This window comes from Mesorhizobium sp. B2-7-2, from assembly GCF_006440775.1.
In the GTDB taxonomy this organism is placed as follows: Bacteria; Pseudomonadota; Alphaproteobacteria; order Rhizobiales; family Rhizobiaceae; genus Mesorhizobium.
In genome coordinates, this window is record NZ_VFTZ01000014.1 from 144,192 (window position 1) to 158,981 (window position 14,790).

The following is a 14,790-nucleotide window of genomic DNA, read 5'->3' on the forward strand; positions in this document are numbered from 1 at the left end:
CCGGAACATCTGTTCCGGGCCGAGTGCTTTGGAAAGCCGGATCCCTTCGGCGCCAATGGCTTGCCTCGAAATCCGCGAAAAAGCCTCTTGAGCTCAACTGCGCTTGAGGTTCTACAAGCCCTGCCGAACTGGATCTTGCCCCTCGTTCGCAACGCGGATGAGGTGCGCAAAACAAGCAGGAGATCGGCGTGACGGCAGCGAGCGGCAACAAGCTGGCCAGCAACAGGCTGGCCAGCAACAGGGTGGATTGGCGGACGCTGTGGGCGAGCGGCGATCTGGCGCGCTTCTGCTTCGTCAGCCTCGGCATCCTGCTGCATGCCACCAACGAGACGATGGTGGCGACGGTGATGCCGGCCATGGTCGGCGAACTGGCGGGCGTGCAGCTGGTCGGCTGGTCGCTGGCGATCTATGAGCTCGGCGCAATCGTCGCCGGCGCCGCTGCGGGCCGGCTGGTCAGTTATGTCGCCCTACGCTCCAACATGATGGTCGCCGCCCTGCTCTACGCGACCGGCGCGCTGATCTGCGCCACGGCGCCTTCCATGCCGTTGTTCCTCATCGGGCGTCTGGTCGAAGGGCTTGGCGGCGGCGCGCTGGTATCGCTGGCCTTCGTCTCGGTCGAGCGTCTGTTTCCACGCAACATCTGGCCGCAGCTCTTCGGCATCATGTCCGCAATCTGGGGCGTCGCAGCCTTCAGCGGCCCGATGCTTGGCGCTCTCATGACCGAATTCCTGTCGTGGCGCTGGGCTTTCGGCGTCTTCACCTTGGGTGGCGCGGCGATGGCGCTGGCAAGCTTCGTCGTGCTCGACACCCCCGAAGCGAGGAAGCCGCAGGCGAGCGGCGGCAAGGCACCGCCCTTCCCCTATCCCGCGCTTGCCTGTCTCGCCCTCAGCGTCGTGCTGATCGCCGCCGCCGGCATCGACGTCGCCCTGTTGCGCTCGTCGCTGCTCCTCTTCCTCGGCCTGACCGGCCTGGCGCTTTTCTTCCGCGTGGACGCGCTTAGACCGCAATCCCGGCTCTTCCCGTCGCCTCTGTTTTCATGGCGCTCGCCGCTTGGCAGCGGCATGACCATGGTTGCGGCTTTCTCCGTGGCGACCTGCACCTTCACCATTTACGGGCCGCTGCTTCTGACCACGCTGCACGGCATTCCGATCCTGACCACCGGCTACATCATCGCCGCAGAATCGATCGCCTGGTCGATCCTGTCGATCCTCATCGCCAATGCGCCGCTGGAGCGCGAGAGGCTGATCATCCTCGTCGGCGCGCTGATGATCGCCTCCGGCCTCGCCGGTTTCGCTTACACAATCCCGGCAGGCTCGATCCCGCTGATCCTGCTCTGCGCCCTTTTGCAAGGCGGCGGCTTTGGCGTTTGCTGGCCCTTCCTCACGCGCGTCATCGTCGCCTCGGCCCGCGACGGCGAGCAGACCATCGCCTCAGCCGCCGTGCCGACCATGCAGCGCATCGGCTATGCGGTAGGCGCAGCGCTCGCCGGCATCGTCGCCAATGGCAGCGGCTTCTCGGAAGGCCTGAACCGTGAAGCGGCCGCAGGCGTCGCCGGCTGGCTGTTTCTGGCCTTCGTGCCCCTCGGCGTGTTCGGCTGCCTGGCGGCATTGAGGATATTTTCGGCGACAAACCGGCCGAGATTGGCAGCGGGTTGACGGGGATGTCATGGCGGCCGCGGCCGAGGCGCCGGCTTGCCGCTCGGGTCAGACCTCAATAGTCTGCTGCAGCCGCTCCGCAATCAGCGCGGCGAGCCGCGCCGCCACCTCGTCCTTGCCCATTTCCGGCCATTCCTCGACGCCGGTCCTGGAGACGATGCGCACCTTGTTGCGGTCGCCGCCCATCACGCCGGATGGACCGATGCCGCTTTCGTGCGAGACATCGTTGGCAACGATGAAGTCCGCGCCCTTTTTCTTGAGCTTCGCCTCGGCATTGGCGATGAGGTCCTGTGTCTCGGCGGCAAAGCCGACGACGAGGCCCGGCCGCTGCACGTGATGGCCGATGCCCGCGAGGATGTCGGGGTTCTCGACCATCCGCAGCGAAGGCGGTCCCTTGCCCGCCACCTTCTTGATCTTCTCGCCGGCGGCGTTTTCCGTGCGCCAGTCGGCGACGGCGGCAACAAATACGGCGGCATCCGCCGGCAACAGGCTCTCGACCGCTTGCTTCATCTGCGCGGCCGTTTCGACGTGGGTGGTCGCGACACCGGCCGGATCGGCGAGGGTGACCGGGCCGGAGACAAGCCTGACATCGGCGCCGAGCTTAGCCAGCGCGGCGGCGATGGCATGGCCCTGCTTGCCCGAGGAGCGGTTGGCGATGTAGCGCACCGGATCGATCGGCTCATGCGTCGGACCGGAGGTGACGATGATCCGGCGCCCGGCAAGCGGCTTCGGCTTCTGGTCGAGCATGGCCTCGATTGCGGCGACGATCTCCAGCGGCTCGGCCATGCGGCCCTCGCCCGCTTCGTTGCTCTCGGCCATTTCGCCCTTGGCGGGACCGACAAAGGCGACGCCGTCCTTCTGCAAGGTAGCCCGATTGCGCCGCGTTGCCGGATGCGCCCACATCTTCGGGTTCATCGCCGGCGCCATCAGCACCTTCTTGTCGGTGGCCAGAAGCACCGTCGAGGCAAGGTCGTTGGCATGACCGTTGGCGAGCTTCGCCATCAGGTCCGCGGTTGCTGGCGCAACGACCAGCAGGTCGGCCTCGCGCGACAGCCTGATATGGCCGACATCGTGCTCGTCCTTGCGGTCGAACAGCCCGGTGAAGACATGATCGGCCGAAAGCGCGCCGACCGACAGCGTGGTGACGAATTCCTGCGCGGCCGACGTCATCACCACCCGCACCGAGGCGCCCCGCTCGCGCAACCGCCGGATCAGGTCGAGCGCCTTGTAGGCGGCGATGCCGCCGCCGATGATGAGCAGGATGCGCTTGCCGGAGAGAGAACCTCGCGAAACTGATTTGGCGGATGCAGCGACAACCGGCGCCGCCTGCACCTTTGAGCCCGTCAGCGCACGCAGCCTTTCTTCGATCTGACCGATGCGGTCGGCCTGCCCTGCCCGGCCTTCGACCGCGGCGCGTATCATCGCCCGCGCCTGCTCCTCCATCGAGCAGCCATTCTCGGCCGCGAGTTGCCGGAGCAGGTCCTTGACCTCGTCATCCAGATTGCGGATCGTGATGCTGGCCATGTGATTGCACTCACTTCAGGTGGCGCTTGCAATGATAGCAATGCAATCAATCGGCGACAAGCCGCATGGCGGTCAGAGCAATTTCCACGCAATGTAGACCAGCGTCAGCGCGATCACCCAGAGCGCCACGCGGCCGGAACGGGTATGGCGCGCTTCGGCCTTGCCGATCGCGCGCGCGGTCGCTTCGTCGAAGCGCAGACCTTTCTCGGCCATCAGGTCGATCTCACGCGACAGTCGGTCGGTGCGGGCGGCGAGGTCCGGTGCCTGGCGCGCGAGCGCCAGCAGCGCCTTGGCGCCGTCGCGCGCGTCGGTGAGCATGCCGCGCGGGCCGAGATTGCCCGCGATCCAGTCGCTGACCACAGGCTCGGACGTCTTCCACATGTTGAAGGCCGGATCGAGCGTGCGGGCGACGCCTTCGACCACCACCATGGTCTTCTGCAAAAGCACCAGCTCGGTCCGCGTCGCCATATCGAAGAGCTCGGTGACTTCGAATAGCAGCGTCAACAGCTTCGCCATCGAGATGGTCTCGGCCGACTGGCCGTGGATCGGCTCGCCGATGGCGCGGATCGCCTGCGCGAAGGCCGAGACATTGTGTTGGCGCGGCACGTAGCCCGCCTCGAAATGCACTTCGGCGACGCGCTGATAGTCGCGCACGATGAAGCCGTAGAGGATCTCTGCCAGGAAGCGGCGCTCCTTCTTGCCGAGCCGGCCGGCAATGCCGAGATCGACCGCGACGATTGTGCCGTTCGCCTCGACGAACAGATTTCCAGGATGCATGTCGGCATGGAAGAAGCCGTCGCGCAACGTGTGCCGCAGGAACGATTGGACCAGATTGGCGGCGATCGCCTTGAGGTCGTGGCCGGCATCGGCAAGACCGGCGAGATCGTTCATCTTGATGCCGTCGATCCACTCCATGGTGAGCACGTCGCGGCCGGTCCGCTCCCAGTCGACCGCCGGCACGCGAAAACCCGGATCGTCCTTGGTGTTCTCGCCGAGTTCGGAAAGCGCGGCTGCCTCGAGCCTCAGGTCCATCTCGATCTTGGTGGTCTGCGCCAGCGTCTGGGTCACCTCGACCGGACGCAGCCGGCGCGACGAGGGGATGTATTTCTCCTGCAGGCGGGCGGCAAGGAAATAGCTTTCGAGATCCTGGAAGAAGCGGTGCCGCACGCCGGGCCGGATAACTTTCACCGCGACACGCGACGTCGTTCCATCACGTGCCACATCGGCGCCGTGCACCTGCGCGATCGAAGCGGCGGCGACGGGGTCCCCGAAGCTGGCATAGAGATCGTCGATCCTGCGCCCGAGCGAGGCTTCGATCGCATGGACCGCCGCCGCTTTCGGGAAGGTATGCATCTTGTCCTGCAAGAGCGCGAGGTCCAGCGCCATGTCGTTGCCGACGACATCCGGGCGTGTTGCCAGGAACTGGCCGAGCTTGACGTAGGAAGGTCCGAGCCGCACCACCGCCCGTGCCAGCCTGTCGCCCCGCTGATAGCTCAGCGCCCGGCGGCGGGTGAAAAGCCGCGCCACGCGCCAGCCGAATTTCGGCATGCCGGAGAGTTCTTCGCCCGGCAGCGCCGCGACGACGCCCTCGCGGACCAGCACCCAGCCGGCCCTGGCGAGCCTGAAGGCTGCGCCGACGCTGGTCATAGCCCTGCCTGTTTCAAAGCCGCCTGCTGCAAGGGGCCGCGCCTCAAAGCTTCCAGCCGGAATGAAGGGCGGCGATGCCGCCCGAATAGTTGCGGAAGGTGACGCGGTCGAAGCCGGCGCGGGTGATCATCGCCGCGAAATTCTGCTGGTTGGGGAACTTGCGGATCGATTCCACGAGATAGGAATAGGGCTCGCCATCGCCGGTCACCGCCTTGCCGATTTTGGGGATGGCGTTGAACGACCAGGCCTCATAGGCCTTGTCGAGCAGCGGCATGTCGACCTCGGAGAATTCGAGGCAGAGCAACCGACCGCCCCGCTTCAGCACCCGATATGCTTCGGCAAGAGCGACCTCGATGCGTGGCACGTTGCGGATACCGAAAGCGATCGTATAGGCATCGAAGCTGTCATCCTCGAAAGGCAATTCCTCGGCATTGGCCTCGACGAAGTCGGTGTTCGCGGCAAGCCCCAGCTTTTCGGCGCGGTCGCGGCCGACGGTCAGCATCGAGCCGTTGATGTCGAGCACCGTGGCATGGGCCTGGCGCTGGCTGGCCTCCACGATGCGGAAGGCGACATCGCCGGTGCCGCCGGCAACGTCGAGCACCTTCCAGCCCACCTTTTTGGGAGGGTTCAGCCAGGCGACCATCGCGTCCTTCCACAACCGATGCAACCCAGCCGACATCAGGTCGTTCATCAGGTCGTATCGATTGGCCACCTTATGGAAGACGTCGTTGACCAGGGGCTGCTTCTCGCCTTCCCCGACCTTCCTGAAACCATAGGAGGTTTCCATGCCGCCCGCGGCCGTGGTTCTCTCAACTGACATTATTTTGATCCGCCATAAAACCGGCGGGACCATAGCCGATCGATGGTGCCGACGCTATTGTCCAAGGCGCGGTTTTCGGCCGCGCCTTCAAAACCCGGCAGGGAAAGGCCACGCATGATTTTCCGGCCAGAATCTGCGCGAGAGCAGCAAATCGGACGGGATGACCGCATGATTTTGAAGGCCGAACTGCACTGCCACATCGAAGGGGCGGCGGCGCCCGAGCTCGTCGTCGCCCAGGCCCGCAAATACGGCAAGGACCCTTCGCCCTACATCCAGGACGGCTCATTCGTCTGGCAGGACTTCACCTCGTTTCTCGCGGCTTACGATTTCGCATCCGACCTGTTTCGCACGGAAGAGGACTATGCCCGTCTCGCCGATTATTATCTGACCAGCCTCGCCCGCGACGGCGCCATCTATTCCGAGATATTCACCTCCCCGGACCATGCCAAAAAGGCCGGCCTGTCGCCAAAAGCCTATACGGATGCGCTGGGCGAAGGCATGACCCGCGCCAAGGCCAAGACCGGTATCGAGGGCCGCATGATCGTCACCGGCGTGCGCCATGTCGGGGTCGAGGCGATCGAGCAGGCGGCGCGCTTCGCGGCGCGCTGCGGCCATCCGCTGGTGACCGGTTTCGGCGTCGCCGGCGACGAGCGCATCGGCGATTTCGAGGACTATGTGCGCGCCGTCGAGATCGCGCGCGAAGCGGGCCTCGGCATCACCATCCATGCCGGCGAGCTGATGGGCTGGGAAAGTGTGGCGGCGGCGCTCGACCACATCCGCCCCTCCCGCATCGGTCACGGCGTTCGCGCCATCGAGAATCCGGACCTGGTCCGCCGCATCGCCGCCGAAGGCGTGGTGCTGGAATGCTGCCCGGGCTCCAATATCGCGCTGAAAGTGTTCGACAGCTTCGCCGACCATCCCTTTCCGGCGCTGCGCGCAGCCGGCTGCAAGGTGACGCTCAACTCCGACGACCCGCCCTACTTCTGGACCTCGCTGAAGCGCGAATACGATATCGCCGCCGAGCATTTCGCCTTGAACGACAAGGCGCTCGCCGGGATCACCAGAACGGCCATCGAAGCGGCCTTCGTGGACAAGAAGACCAAGGCGATGCTGCTAGGCCGCCTCGACGCCAGAGGCCGGTGAATGGTGAATCGTGAATGGTGAATGGTGAATGGTTGGTCTGCCGGCGCGCTTCGGCATGTCAAGGCAATCGTAGAACCGTCAGGACTCGCAAACCTGCTTACTATTCACTATTCACTATTCACCACTCACTGGAGCACATCATGCAGGGCGTCACCGTCGTCGACCATCCCCTCGTCCAGCACAAGCTGACCATCATGCGCAAGAAGGAGACCTCGACGGCCGGCTTCCGGCGGCTGCTGCGCGAGATTTCGCTGCTGCTCGGCTATGAGGTGACCCGCAATCTCGAACTGACCACGACCATGATCGAGACGCCGATCGAGGAGATGGAAGCGCCGACGCTGGAAGGCAAGAAGCTGGTCTTTGCTTCGGTGCTGCGCGCCGGCAACGGCCTGCTCGAGGGCCTGCTCGACCTGGTGCCGGCGGCACGCGTCGCCCATATCGGCCTCTACCGCGACCACGAGACGCTTGAAGCGGTCGAGTATTTCTTCAAGGCGCCGAGCGATCTTGCCGACCGTCTGGTGATCGTCGTCGATCCGATGCTGGCGACCGCCAATTCCGCGATCGCCGCGATCGACAAGCTTAAGGGGCGCGGCGCCACCAACATCCGCTTCCTCTGCCTGCTTGCCGCCCCCGAAGGCATCGAGCGGTTCACCAAGGCGCATCCGGACGTGCCGATCTTCACCGCCTCGATAGACCGGCAGTTGAACGACAAGGGCTACATCATGCCCGGCCTCGGCGACGCCGGCGACCGCATGTACGGCACAAAGTGAGCGCCGTTCTTAACTGGCCGTTTACGCAAGCTTGCGGTTCCCGCACGCGTTAAAGTCGTACACACCATGTCGGGCTTAAGGAGGCTGCTTCGCGAGCAATTCCAGGAAAGTGTGAAGCGGTTTTTCGTTCGGAATTGCTCCAAGACAAGGGATAGAGCGGGTCGACGTTTCCTTGAAACGGTGAAACGCTCCAGGGGCATCCATGCTGCGCAAAATTCTCATCCTCGGCATCTTTGCCGGAACCTCGGCTTCTATTCCGATCGTCTATCAGGCTAACCCGCATCTGATGGACGGCCTGCTGAAATCGACCGTCGCCCCGCAACCGGCTGCCCCGGAGATAGAACCGCAGGTCAATCTCGCCTCGGTTCCGGACAAGCCGGCGACGCCGGTGCCGCTCGGCCGTCAGGTGCTGGTCAATGCCGATGGGCGCGGCCACTTCACGTCGCAGTTCAAGCTCAATGGCCGCCAGATCGACGGCATGATCGACACCGGCGCGACGCTGGTCGCCATCAACACCTCGACGGCGCGCAGGATCGGCATCTCGCTCAATCCGTCCGACTTCAATCGACCGGTGAACACCGCCAACGGCGCGATCAAGGCCGCCGTGGTGACGGTCGACCGCCTGCAGATCGGCAAGATCTCGGTCGACAACGTCCAGGCGATGGTGCTCGACGACAGGGCGCTGCAGACCAATCTGATCGGCATGAGCTTCCTGCAGCGGCTGCAGAAATACCAGGTCCAGGACGGCTCGCTGCTGCTCGTGCAGTAAGTCCGATCAGCGCGGCAGTATCCGCCTCAACACGGTCTTCTCGGCAGGCGGCTTCGACGCGCCGATCGTATAGGCGGCACGCACAGCGGCAGCTGCTGCCGCAGCCTGTGCGTCGGTGCGGGCATGCACCAGCGCCAGTGCCTCGCCCGGGCGCAGCTCGGCGCCGACCGGCAACAGCCCGGTCAAGCCGACGGCATAATCGATCTTGTCGTCCGGACGGGTACGCCCGCCACCGAGCGTGACGACGGCAAGCCCGATATCGCGCGTCGCGATGCCGGTCACGAACCCGTCCTGTTCCGCCTTCACGGCCAGTTCGACCGGCGTAGTCGGCAAATATTTTTCCGCATTCTCGATGAAATCGCCGGGACCGCCAAGCGCCGACACCATTCGCGCGAAGACGGCCGCCGCACGGCCTCCGGCAAGCGCTTCGGTGGCGCGCCTGATGCCGTCCTGGTTGGACGATACGAGCCCCGCCGACTGCAGCATCTCGGCCGCCAGCGCCAGCGTCACCTCCTCCAGCCGCCGGTCACGATATCGCCCGGTGAGGAAATCGACGGCATTCTTCACCTCGACCGCGTTGCCGGCGGCCGAGGCCAGCGGCTCGCTCATGCCGGTCACCAGCGCTGAGGCCTTCAAGCCGGCGCCATTGGCGACCTCGACCAGGCTGTTCGCCAGGGCGACGGCATCGCGCGACTTCTCCATGAAGGCGCCGTTGCCGACCTTGACGTCGAGCACCAGCGAGCCCAGGCCCGCGGCAAGCTTCTTCGACAGGATCGACGCGGTGATCAGCGGCACCGATTCGACCGTTCCGGTCACGTCGCGGATCGCATAGAGCCTGTGGTCGGCCGGCGCGAGATCGGCGGTCTGGCCGATAATGGCGCAACCGGTCTCGAGCACCGTCTTGCGGAAAAGCGCCACATCCGGCTGACTGGCATAGCCGGGGATGGCATCCATCTTGTCCAGCGTGCCGCCGGTGTGGCCGAGCCCGCGGCCCGAGATCATCGGCACACAGGCGCCGCAGGCCGCGACGATCGGCGCCAGCATCAGCGAGACATTGTCGCCGACACCGCCCGTGGAATGCTTGTCGGTGACCGGGCCCGGCAGGTCGGACCAGTCGAGCACATCGCCGGAATCGCGCATCGCAATCGTCAGCGCCACCGCTTCCTCGCGGCTCATGCCGTTGAGGAACACGGCCATCGCGAAAGCGCCGACCTGGCCCTCGGAGATGGTGCCGGCCGTCAGCCCCGCGACGAAGGCCCCGATCTCGTCGGCCGAGAGTTTGTGGCCGTCGCGCTTGCGGCGGATGATCTCCTGCGGCAGCATCAGTCGGGCAAGCCGTCCTGGAAGACGCGCCGCAGGATCGTCGCCAGCCGCGCGCCGCCGATTGGCGCCATATCCTTGGTTTCCTGGTGCGAGAGCTCCGCTCCGGTCATGCCGGCCGCCAGGTTGGTGATGACCGAGCAGGCGGCGACCTTGAGCCCGAGGAAGCGGGCGAGGATGACTTCCGGCACGGTCGACATGCCGACCGCCGTCGCCCCCATGACGCGGGCCATGCGGATCTCGGCCGGCGTCTCGAAGCATGGTCCGGAAAACCACATATAGACGCCCTGATGCAGCGCAGTTCCCGTTGCCTTCGCCGCTTTCTCGATCGCGCCGCGCAAGCCGGCGTCATAGGCCTCGGTGAGGCCGACGAAGCGGCGGTCGCTCGGCTCGCCGATCAGCGGGTTGGAGCCGGCGAAATTGATGTGGTCGGTGATCAGCATCACCGAACCCGGCCCCATTTCAGGATCGACGGAGCCGGCGGCATTGGTGAGGATCAAATGCGAGATGCCGATGCCGGCAAGCACCTCCAGCGCCGGCCGCATCGCCGCGGCATTGCCATGCTCGTAATAATGCGCGCGTCCGGACAGCATCAGCACCGGCGTGCCGGCGAAATGGCCGGCAACCACCTCGCCGGCGTGGCCGGAAACACCGCTGCGCGGGAAGCCCGGCAGTTCGGCATAGGAGATGCGCCTGGCATCCTTGACCTGGTCGACCAGCCCGCCCAGGCCCGAGCCCAGCACGAGCGCCGCGGCCGGCGCCAGTCCGTCCAGCTTCTCGACCAGATGATCCAGCGCTTCCTTCATTTCAACCCGCTCCTCATTTCAAGATGTCGCCCCTGAAGCCGTAGGGCAGCATGTCGCCCATGGTCACCGTTTCGGCCACGCCGGCGTTGTCGCAGAGATAGAGCTTCGTGTCCGGCCGGCAGAATTCCGCCAGCCGCTGCCGGCAGCCGCCGCATGGCGAGCATTTGGCCATGCGTTCGGCGATCACCGCGATCTCAATGATCCTGCCGCCGCCGCCCATGATGTAATGGCCGAGCGCCGTGGTCTCGGCGCACCAGCCTTCCGGATAGGACGCCACTTCGATATTGGCGCCGGTGAAGACGCGCCCGTCCTCGGTGCGCAGCGCTGCTCCTACTGGGAACTTCGAATAGGGCGCATAGGCCTTTGCCATCGCCGTCTTCGCCGCCTCGAAAAGATCATGCGACATCCGGTTCTTCTCTCCCACGATCTTGTTCAAATACCGGTCGCCGCCGCACGAAAATCCCGCCGCTGCATTCTCCGACCTCAGCGTTCCTTCACATAGGGCACGCCGCCGGCACGCGGCGGGATGGCCTTGCCGATGAAGCCTGCGAGCAGAATGACGGTCAGCACATAGGGCAGCGCCTGCATGAATTGCACCGGCACCTTGCCGATGATCGGCAGCGGCGAGCCCTGCAGGCGGATCGCCGCAGCATCGAGGAAACCGAACAACAGGCAGGCGAACATGGCGTTGACCGGCTTCCATTTGGCGAAGATGAGCGCTGCCAGCGCGATATAGCCCTTGCCCGCAGTCATGTCCTTCACGAAGCCGCCATTCTGCACCATGGAAAGATACGCGCCGGCAACGCCCGTGAGGATGCCGGTGCAGATCAGCGCGCGGTAGCGCAGCCAGGCGACCGAGATGCCGGCGGTGTCGACCGCTGCCGGATTTTCGCCTACGGCGCGCATCCTGAGCCCGAAGCGGGTACGAAACAGCACCCACCAGGTGAACGGCACCATGGCGAAGGCGAAATAGACCAAGATCGAATGGCCGGAGATCAGCTCGGCATAGATCGGGCCGATGATCGGCACGTCCTTGATCGCCTCGGCGCCGGGCCAGATGATCGCCTCGAAGCGTTCGGCCGGCTGCAGGGCCGGCGTGCGTCCGCCCTGTTGGAACCACGCCTGGCCGAGGATGATGGTCGATCCGGCAGCGATGAAATTGATCGCCACGCCGGACACGATCTGGTTGCCGCGATGCGTGATCGAGGCGAAGCCGTGCACCAGGGCGAAAGCGACCGAGATCAGCACGGCCGTGCCGAGGCCGATCAGCGCCGAATGGAAGACGGCGGCGGCCGAAGCGCCGGCAAAGGCGCCGACCAGCATCTTGCCTTCCAGGCCGATGTCGAAGATGCCGGCCCGTTCCGAATAAAGACCCGCCAGGCAAGCGAGCAGCAGCGGCACCGAAAGGCGGATGGTCGAATCCAGCACCTGGATGATGGCGTTGAACATATCCATCTCAGGCCCCCTTACCGTTCACTGCCTGCATGCCGACCGATTTCGGACTGACCGAGGCGAACAGCGCCTGGATGTAGGGCCTGAACATGTGTTCGAGCGCGCCGGCGAACAGGATGACCAACCCCTGGATGATGACGATCATGTCGCGGCTGATCGCCGGCATCTCGAAGGCAAGCTCCGCGCCGCCCTGGTAGAGCATGCCGAACAGGATCGCCGCCAGGACGATGCCGACCGGATGCAGCCTGCCCATCAACGCGACCGCGATGCCGACATAGCCGGCGCCGGACACGAAATCGATCGCGACATTGTGCTGGTCGCCCATCACCGGGTTGAGCGCCATCATGCCGGCAAGCGCGCCCGAGATCATCATCGCGGTGATGATGATGCGGGTTTCCGAAATGCCGGCATAGCGCGCCGCCTTCGGGCTGTGGCCATAGGTGCGCATTTCGTAGCCGAGCCTGGTGCGCCAGATCAAAAGCCAGACCAGGAAGGCCATGACGAGCGCCAGCAGAAAGCAGATGTTGAGCGGCGCCGAGCGGATCTTGGCGCCGAACAATTCGATGATCCAGTTGAGCTTCGGCAGTTCGGCGCCGGCGAGGAAATTGCGCGTCTGCGGCGCCTGCGACCCGGCCGGCTTCAGCGCACCGACCAAGAGATAGACCATCACCGAGGCGGCGATGAAGTTGAACATGATGGTGGTGATGACGATGTGCGAGCCGCGCTTAGCCTGCAGATAGGCCGGGATCAGCCCCCACAGCGCGCCGAATGCCGCCGCGGCCACGATCGCGATCGGAAAGATCGCCCACCAGGGCAGCACGCTGTCGAGGCTCAGGCAAACGAGCGCGATGCCGAGGCCGCCTATATAGGCCTGGCCCTCGGTGCCGATGTTGAACAGGCTGCAATGCGCCGCCACCGCCACCGACAGCCCGGTGAAGATGAAGGTCGTGGCATAGAACAGGGTGAACGCGATGCCCGTGCCCTTGCCGAAGGCGCCGTCGACCAGGATGACGGCGGCGCGGAACGGGTTTTCGCCGACCAGCATGACGACGAAGCCGGCAACGATGAAGGCGACCGACAGATTGATCAGCGGAATCAACCCATAGTCGGCCCAGGCCGGCAGCTTGGTGTAGGGCGTGCTCATTCGGCGGCCTCCTGGTGCTCGACGCCGGCCATCAGCAGCCCGAGCTCGCCTTCGGTCGCGTCCGGGCCGCGCTCGCCGACGACACGGCCGGCAAACATCACCAGGATGCGGTCGGACAGCGAGCGGATCTCGTCGAGCTCGACCGATACCACCAGCACGGCCTTGCCCTGGTCGCGCATGGCGATCAGCCGCTTGTGGATGAATTCGATGGCGCCGACGTCGACGCCGCGCGTCGGCTGGCCGACGATCAGCACGCCGGGATCTTGTTCCATCTCCCTGGCCAGCACGATCTTCTGCTGGTTGCCGCCGGAGAAGTTCGCCGTCTTCAGCCGCGGATTGCCGGGGCGGATGTCGTATTTCTCGATCTTGTCCTTCGCGTCGGCCATGATGGCATCGACGTCGAGGAACGGCCCCTTCAGGTAGCGCTCGTCGTCGTGATAGCCGAGGATCGAATTCTCGTTTTCCTCGAAGGCGAGCACCAGCCCGACATGGTGGCGGTCCTCGGGCACGTGGGCAAGCCCACGGTCGCGCAATTCGCCGGGATCGGCCTTGCCGGTGAGATCGATCGGCTTGCCTTCCAGCATCACCTCGCCGGAAACCGCATGCCGGATGCCGGAGATTGCCTCCAGCAGCTCGGACTGGCCGTTGCCGGCAACGCCGGCGATGCCGACGATCTCGCCGCCGCGCACGTCGAAGGAGACATTGTCGACCATGGTGACGCCGCGCGAATCCTTGACCGTCAGGTTCTTGACCGAGAGTTTTATCGCGCCGGCTTCCGACTGGCCCTTTTCGACCCTGAGAAGCACGCGCCTGCCGACCATCAGCTCGGCCAGTTCGCCGACCGTGGTTTCCTTGGTCACCCGGGTTGCCACCATCGTGCCCTGGCGCATCACCGAGACCGTGTCGGTGATCGCCATGATCTCGCGCAGCTTGTGCGTGATGAGGACGATGGTTTTTCCCTGCTCCTTCAATTGCTTGAGAATGCGGAAAAGGTGGTCGGCCTCGGCCGGCGTCAACACCCCCGTCGGCTCGTCGAGGATCAGGATCTCGGCGCCGCGGTAAAGCGCCTTGAGGATTTCGACACGCTGCTGCAGGCCGACCGGCAGCTCTTCGATGACGGCATCCGGATCGACCTCGAGGCCGTACTCGCGCTCCAGCCGGTCGAGTTCCGAGCGTGCCTTGGCGATGCTGCTCTTCAACAACACATCGTTTTCGGCGCCGAGGATGATGTTTTCCAGCACCGTGAAATTGTCGACCAGCATGAAGTGCTGGTGCACCATGCCGATGCCGAGCGCGATGGCGTCGTTGGAGGTGTTGATCGACACCGGCTTGCCGCCGACGTGGATCTCGCCGCTGTCGGCCTGATAGAAACCATAAAGGATCGACATCAGCGTCGACTTGCCGGCGCCGTTCTCGCCGACGATGCCGTGGATGGTGCCGCGCGCCACTTCCAGGTTGATGTCGCGGTTGGCGCGCACTGCGCCAAAGCTCTTGTTGATGCCTATGAGCTCGATTGCGGCTTGCGCCATGCAGCCTGTTCCCACTGTTATTTTTTATCGCTTGGTCAAAAGGCCTAGCATGATGCCCCGCTTATGCCAATCGGCGGTGCACTCTCGACAAATCGCAGCGCCCTTGTCAATTTCGAACCTGAGCAGGTTCCGCAAAACTGTCCACGGTTTTGCGATCAGACCTGCGGGAACCAATAGGGCCTAAGCAGATATATTCGGGCATCCACGAACA

13 protein-coding genes are annotated in these 14,790 nt (G+C 64.8%); 4 read left to right on the forward strand and 9 right to left on the reverse strand.

Features of this window, described 5'->3' with window-relative positions:
• The first annotated feature begins 188 nt into the window (after nt 1-188).
• Nucleotides 189-1,655, forward strand: coding sequence for an MFS transporter (locus FJ425_RS19790; RefSeq protein WP_246677961.1), 1,467 nt, complete (start codon nt 189-191; stop codon nt 1,653-1,655).
• 48 nt (nt 1,656-1,703) lie between these two features.
• Here FJ425_RS19790 and coaBC read toward each other — a convergent pair whose 3' ends face one another.
• From coaBC to ubiE, 3 genes are all read right to left on the reverse strand, one after another.
• Nucleotides 1,704-3,179: a bifunctional phosphopantothenoylcysteine decarboxylase/phosphopantothenate--cysteine ligase CoaBC gene (gene coaBC, locus FJ425_RS19795; RefSeq protein WP_210241697.1), complete on the reverse strand. Its 1,476-nt coding sequence runs from the start codon at nt 3,177-3,179 to the stop codon at nt 1,704-1,706.
• A gap of 72 nt (nt 3,180-3,251) precedes the next feature.
• Nucleotides 3,252-4,826, reverse strand: coding sequence for a 2-polyprenylphenol 6-hydroxylase (gene ubiB, locus FJ425_RS19800; protein WP_140725522.1), 1,575 nt, complete (start codon nt 4,824-4,826; stop codon nt 3,252-3,254).
• 43 nt (nt 4,827-4,869) lie between these two features.
• Complete coding sequence (ubiE, locus tag FJ425_RS19805; RefSeq protein WP_140725525.1) at nt 4,870-5,646, reverse strand: bifunctional demethylmenaquinone methyltransferase/2-methoxy-6-polyprenyl-1,4-benzoquinol methylase UbiE; 777 nt, start codon at nt 5,644-5,646, stop codon at nt 4,870-4,872.
• Between the two features lie 168 nt (nt 5,647-5,814).
• On the opposite strand from ubiE, the gene FJ425_RS19810 reads away from it, so the two are divergent.
• From FJ425_RS19810 to FJ425_RS19820, 3 genes are all read left to right on the forward strand, one after another.
• Nucleotides 5,815-6,789 (forward strand): adenosine deaminase, encoded by a 975-nt coding sequence (locus tag FJ425_RS19810; protein WP_140725527.1) that lies wholly within the window; start codon nt 5,815-5,817, stop codon nt 6,787-6,789.
• Between the two features lie 140 nt (nt 6,790-6,929).
• Nucleotides 6,930-7,559 carry a uracil phosphoribosyltransferase gene (upp, locus tag FJ425_RS19815; protein WP_027165262.1) on the forward strand — a complete coding sequence of 210 codons (630 nt, stop codon included), beginning with the start codon at nt 6,930-6,932 and terminating at the stop codon, nt 7,557-7,559.
• 202 nt (nt 7,560-7,761) lie between these two features.
• Nucleotides 7,762-8,328, forward strand: a complete 567-nt coding sequence (locus FJ425_RS19820) for a TIGR02281 family clan AA aspartic protease (RefSeq protein WP_140725530.1) — start codon at nt 7,762-7,764, stop codon at nt 8,326-8,328.
• Between the two features lie 6 nt (nt 8,329-8,334).
• Here FJ425_RS19820 and deoA read toward each other — a convergent pair whose 3' ends face one another.
• The 6 genes from deoA to FJ425_RS19850 all read right to left on the reverse strand — a co-directional run bounded on the left by deoA (nt 8,335) and on the right by FJ425_RS19850 (nt 14,579).
• Complete coding sequence (deoA, locus tag FJ425_RS19825) at nt 8,335-9,651, reverse strand: thymidine phosphorylase (RefSeq protein ID WP_140632595.1); 1,317 nt, start codon at nt 9,649-9,651, stop codon at nt 8,335-8,337.
• Nucleotides 9,651-10,454 carry a purine-nucleoside phosphorylase gene (locus FJ425_RS19830; protein WP_140632598.1) on the reverse strand — a complete coding sequence of 268 codons (804 nt, stop codon included), beginning with the start codon at nt 10,452-10,454 and terminating at the stop codon, nt 9,651-9,653. The genes deoA and FJ425_RS19830 overlap by 1 nt, the downstream gene beginning before the upstream one ends.
• A gap of 13 nt (nt 10,455-10,467) precedes the next feature.
• Nucleotides 10,468-10,860, reverse strand: coding sequence for a cytidine deaminase (gene cdd / locus FJ425_RS19835; RefSeq protein ID WP_140632601.1), 393 nt, complete (start codon nt 10,858-10,860; stop codon nt 10,468-10,470).
• Between the two features lie 77 nt (nt 10,861-10,937).
• Nucleotides 10,938-11,909 carry an ABC transporter permease gene (locus FJ425_RS19840; protein WP_095766261.1) on the reverse strand — a complete coding sequence of 324 codons (972 nt, stop codon included), beginning with the start codon at nt 11,907-11,909 and terminating at the stop codon, nt 10,938-10,940.
• 1 nt (nt 11,910) lies between these two features.
• Nucleotides 11,911-13,050 (reverse strand): ABC transporter permease, encoded by a 1,140-nt coding sequence (locus FJ425_RS19845; protein WP_140632607.1) that lies wholly within the window; start codon nt 13,048-13,050, stop codon nt 11,911-11,913.
• On the reverse strand, nt 13,047-14,579 hold the full coding sequence (locus tag FJ425_RS19850; protein ID WP_140632610.1) for an ABC transporter ATP-binding protein: 1,533 nt from the start codon (nt 14,577-14,579) through the stop codon (nt 13,047-13,049). Before FJ425_RS19850 ends, FJ425_RS19845 begins: the two co-directional genes overlap by 4 nt.
• Nucleotides 14,580-14,790: the final 211 nt, after the last annotated feature.

Coding starts and splice junctions, on each gene's coding strand:
- coaBC (WP_210241697.1), bottom strand. CDS start 3,179: ATGGCCAGCATCACGATCCGCAATCTGGATGACGAGGTCAAGGACCTG.
- ubiB (WP_140725522.1), bottom strand. CDS start 4,826: ATGACCAGCGTCGGCGCAGCCTTCAGGCTCGCCAGGGCCGGCTGGGTG.
- ubiE (WP_140725525.1), bottom strand. CDS start 5,646: ATGTCAGTTGAGAGAACCACGGCCGCGGGCGGCATGGAAACCTCCTAT.
- FJ425_RS19810 (WP_140725527.1), top strand. CDS start 5,815: ATGATTTTGAAGGCCGAACTGCACTGCCACATCGAAGGGGCGGCGGCG.
- upp (WP_027165262.1), top strand. CDS start 6,930: ATGCAGGGCGTCACCGTCGTCGACCATCCCCTCGTCCAGCACAAGCTG.
- FJ425_RS19820 (WP_140725530.1), top strand. CDS start 7,762: ATGCTGCGCAAAATTCTCATCCTCGGCATCTTTGCCGGAACCTCGGCT.
- deoA (WP_140632595.1), bottom strand. CDS start 9,651: ATGCTGCCGCAGGAGATCATCCGCCGCAAGCGCGACGGCCACAAACTC.
- FJ425_RS19830 (WP_140632598.1), bottom strand. CDS start 10,454: ATGAAGGAAGCGCTGGATCATCTGGTCGAGAAGCTGGACGGACTGGCG.
- cdd (WP_140632601.1), bottom strand. CDS start 10,860: ATGTCGCATGATCTTTTCGAGGCGGCGAAGACGGCGATGGCAAAGGCC.
- FJ425_RS19840 (WP_095766261.1), bottom strand. CDS start 11,909: ATGGATATGTTCAACGCCATCATCCAGGTGCTGGATTCGACCATCCGC.
- FJ425_RS19845 (WP_140632607.1), bottom strand. CDS start 13,050: ATGAGCACGCCCTACACCAAGCTGCCGGCCTGGGCCGACTATGGGTTG.
- FJ425_RS19850 (WP_140632610.1), bottom strand. CDS start 14,579: ATGGCGCAAGCCGCAATCGAGCTCATAGGCATCAACAAGAGCTTTGGC.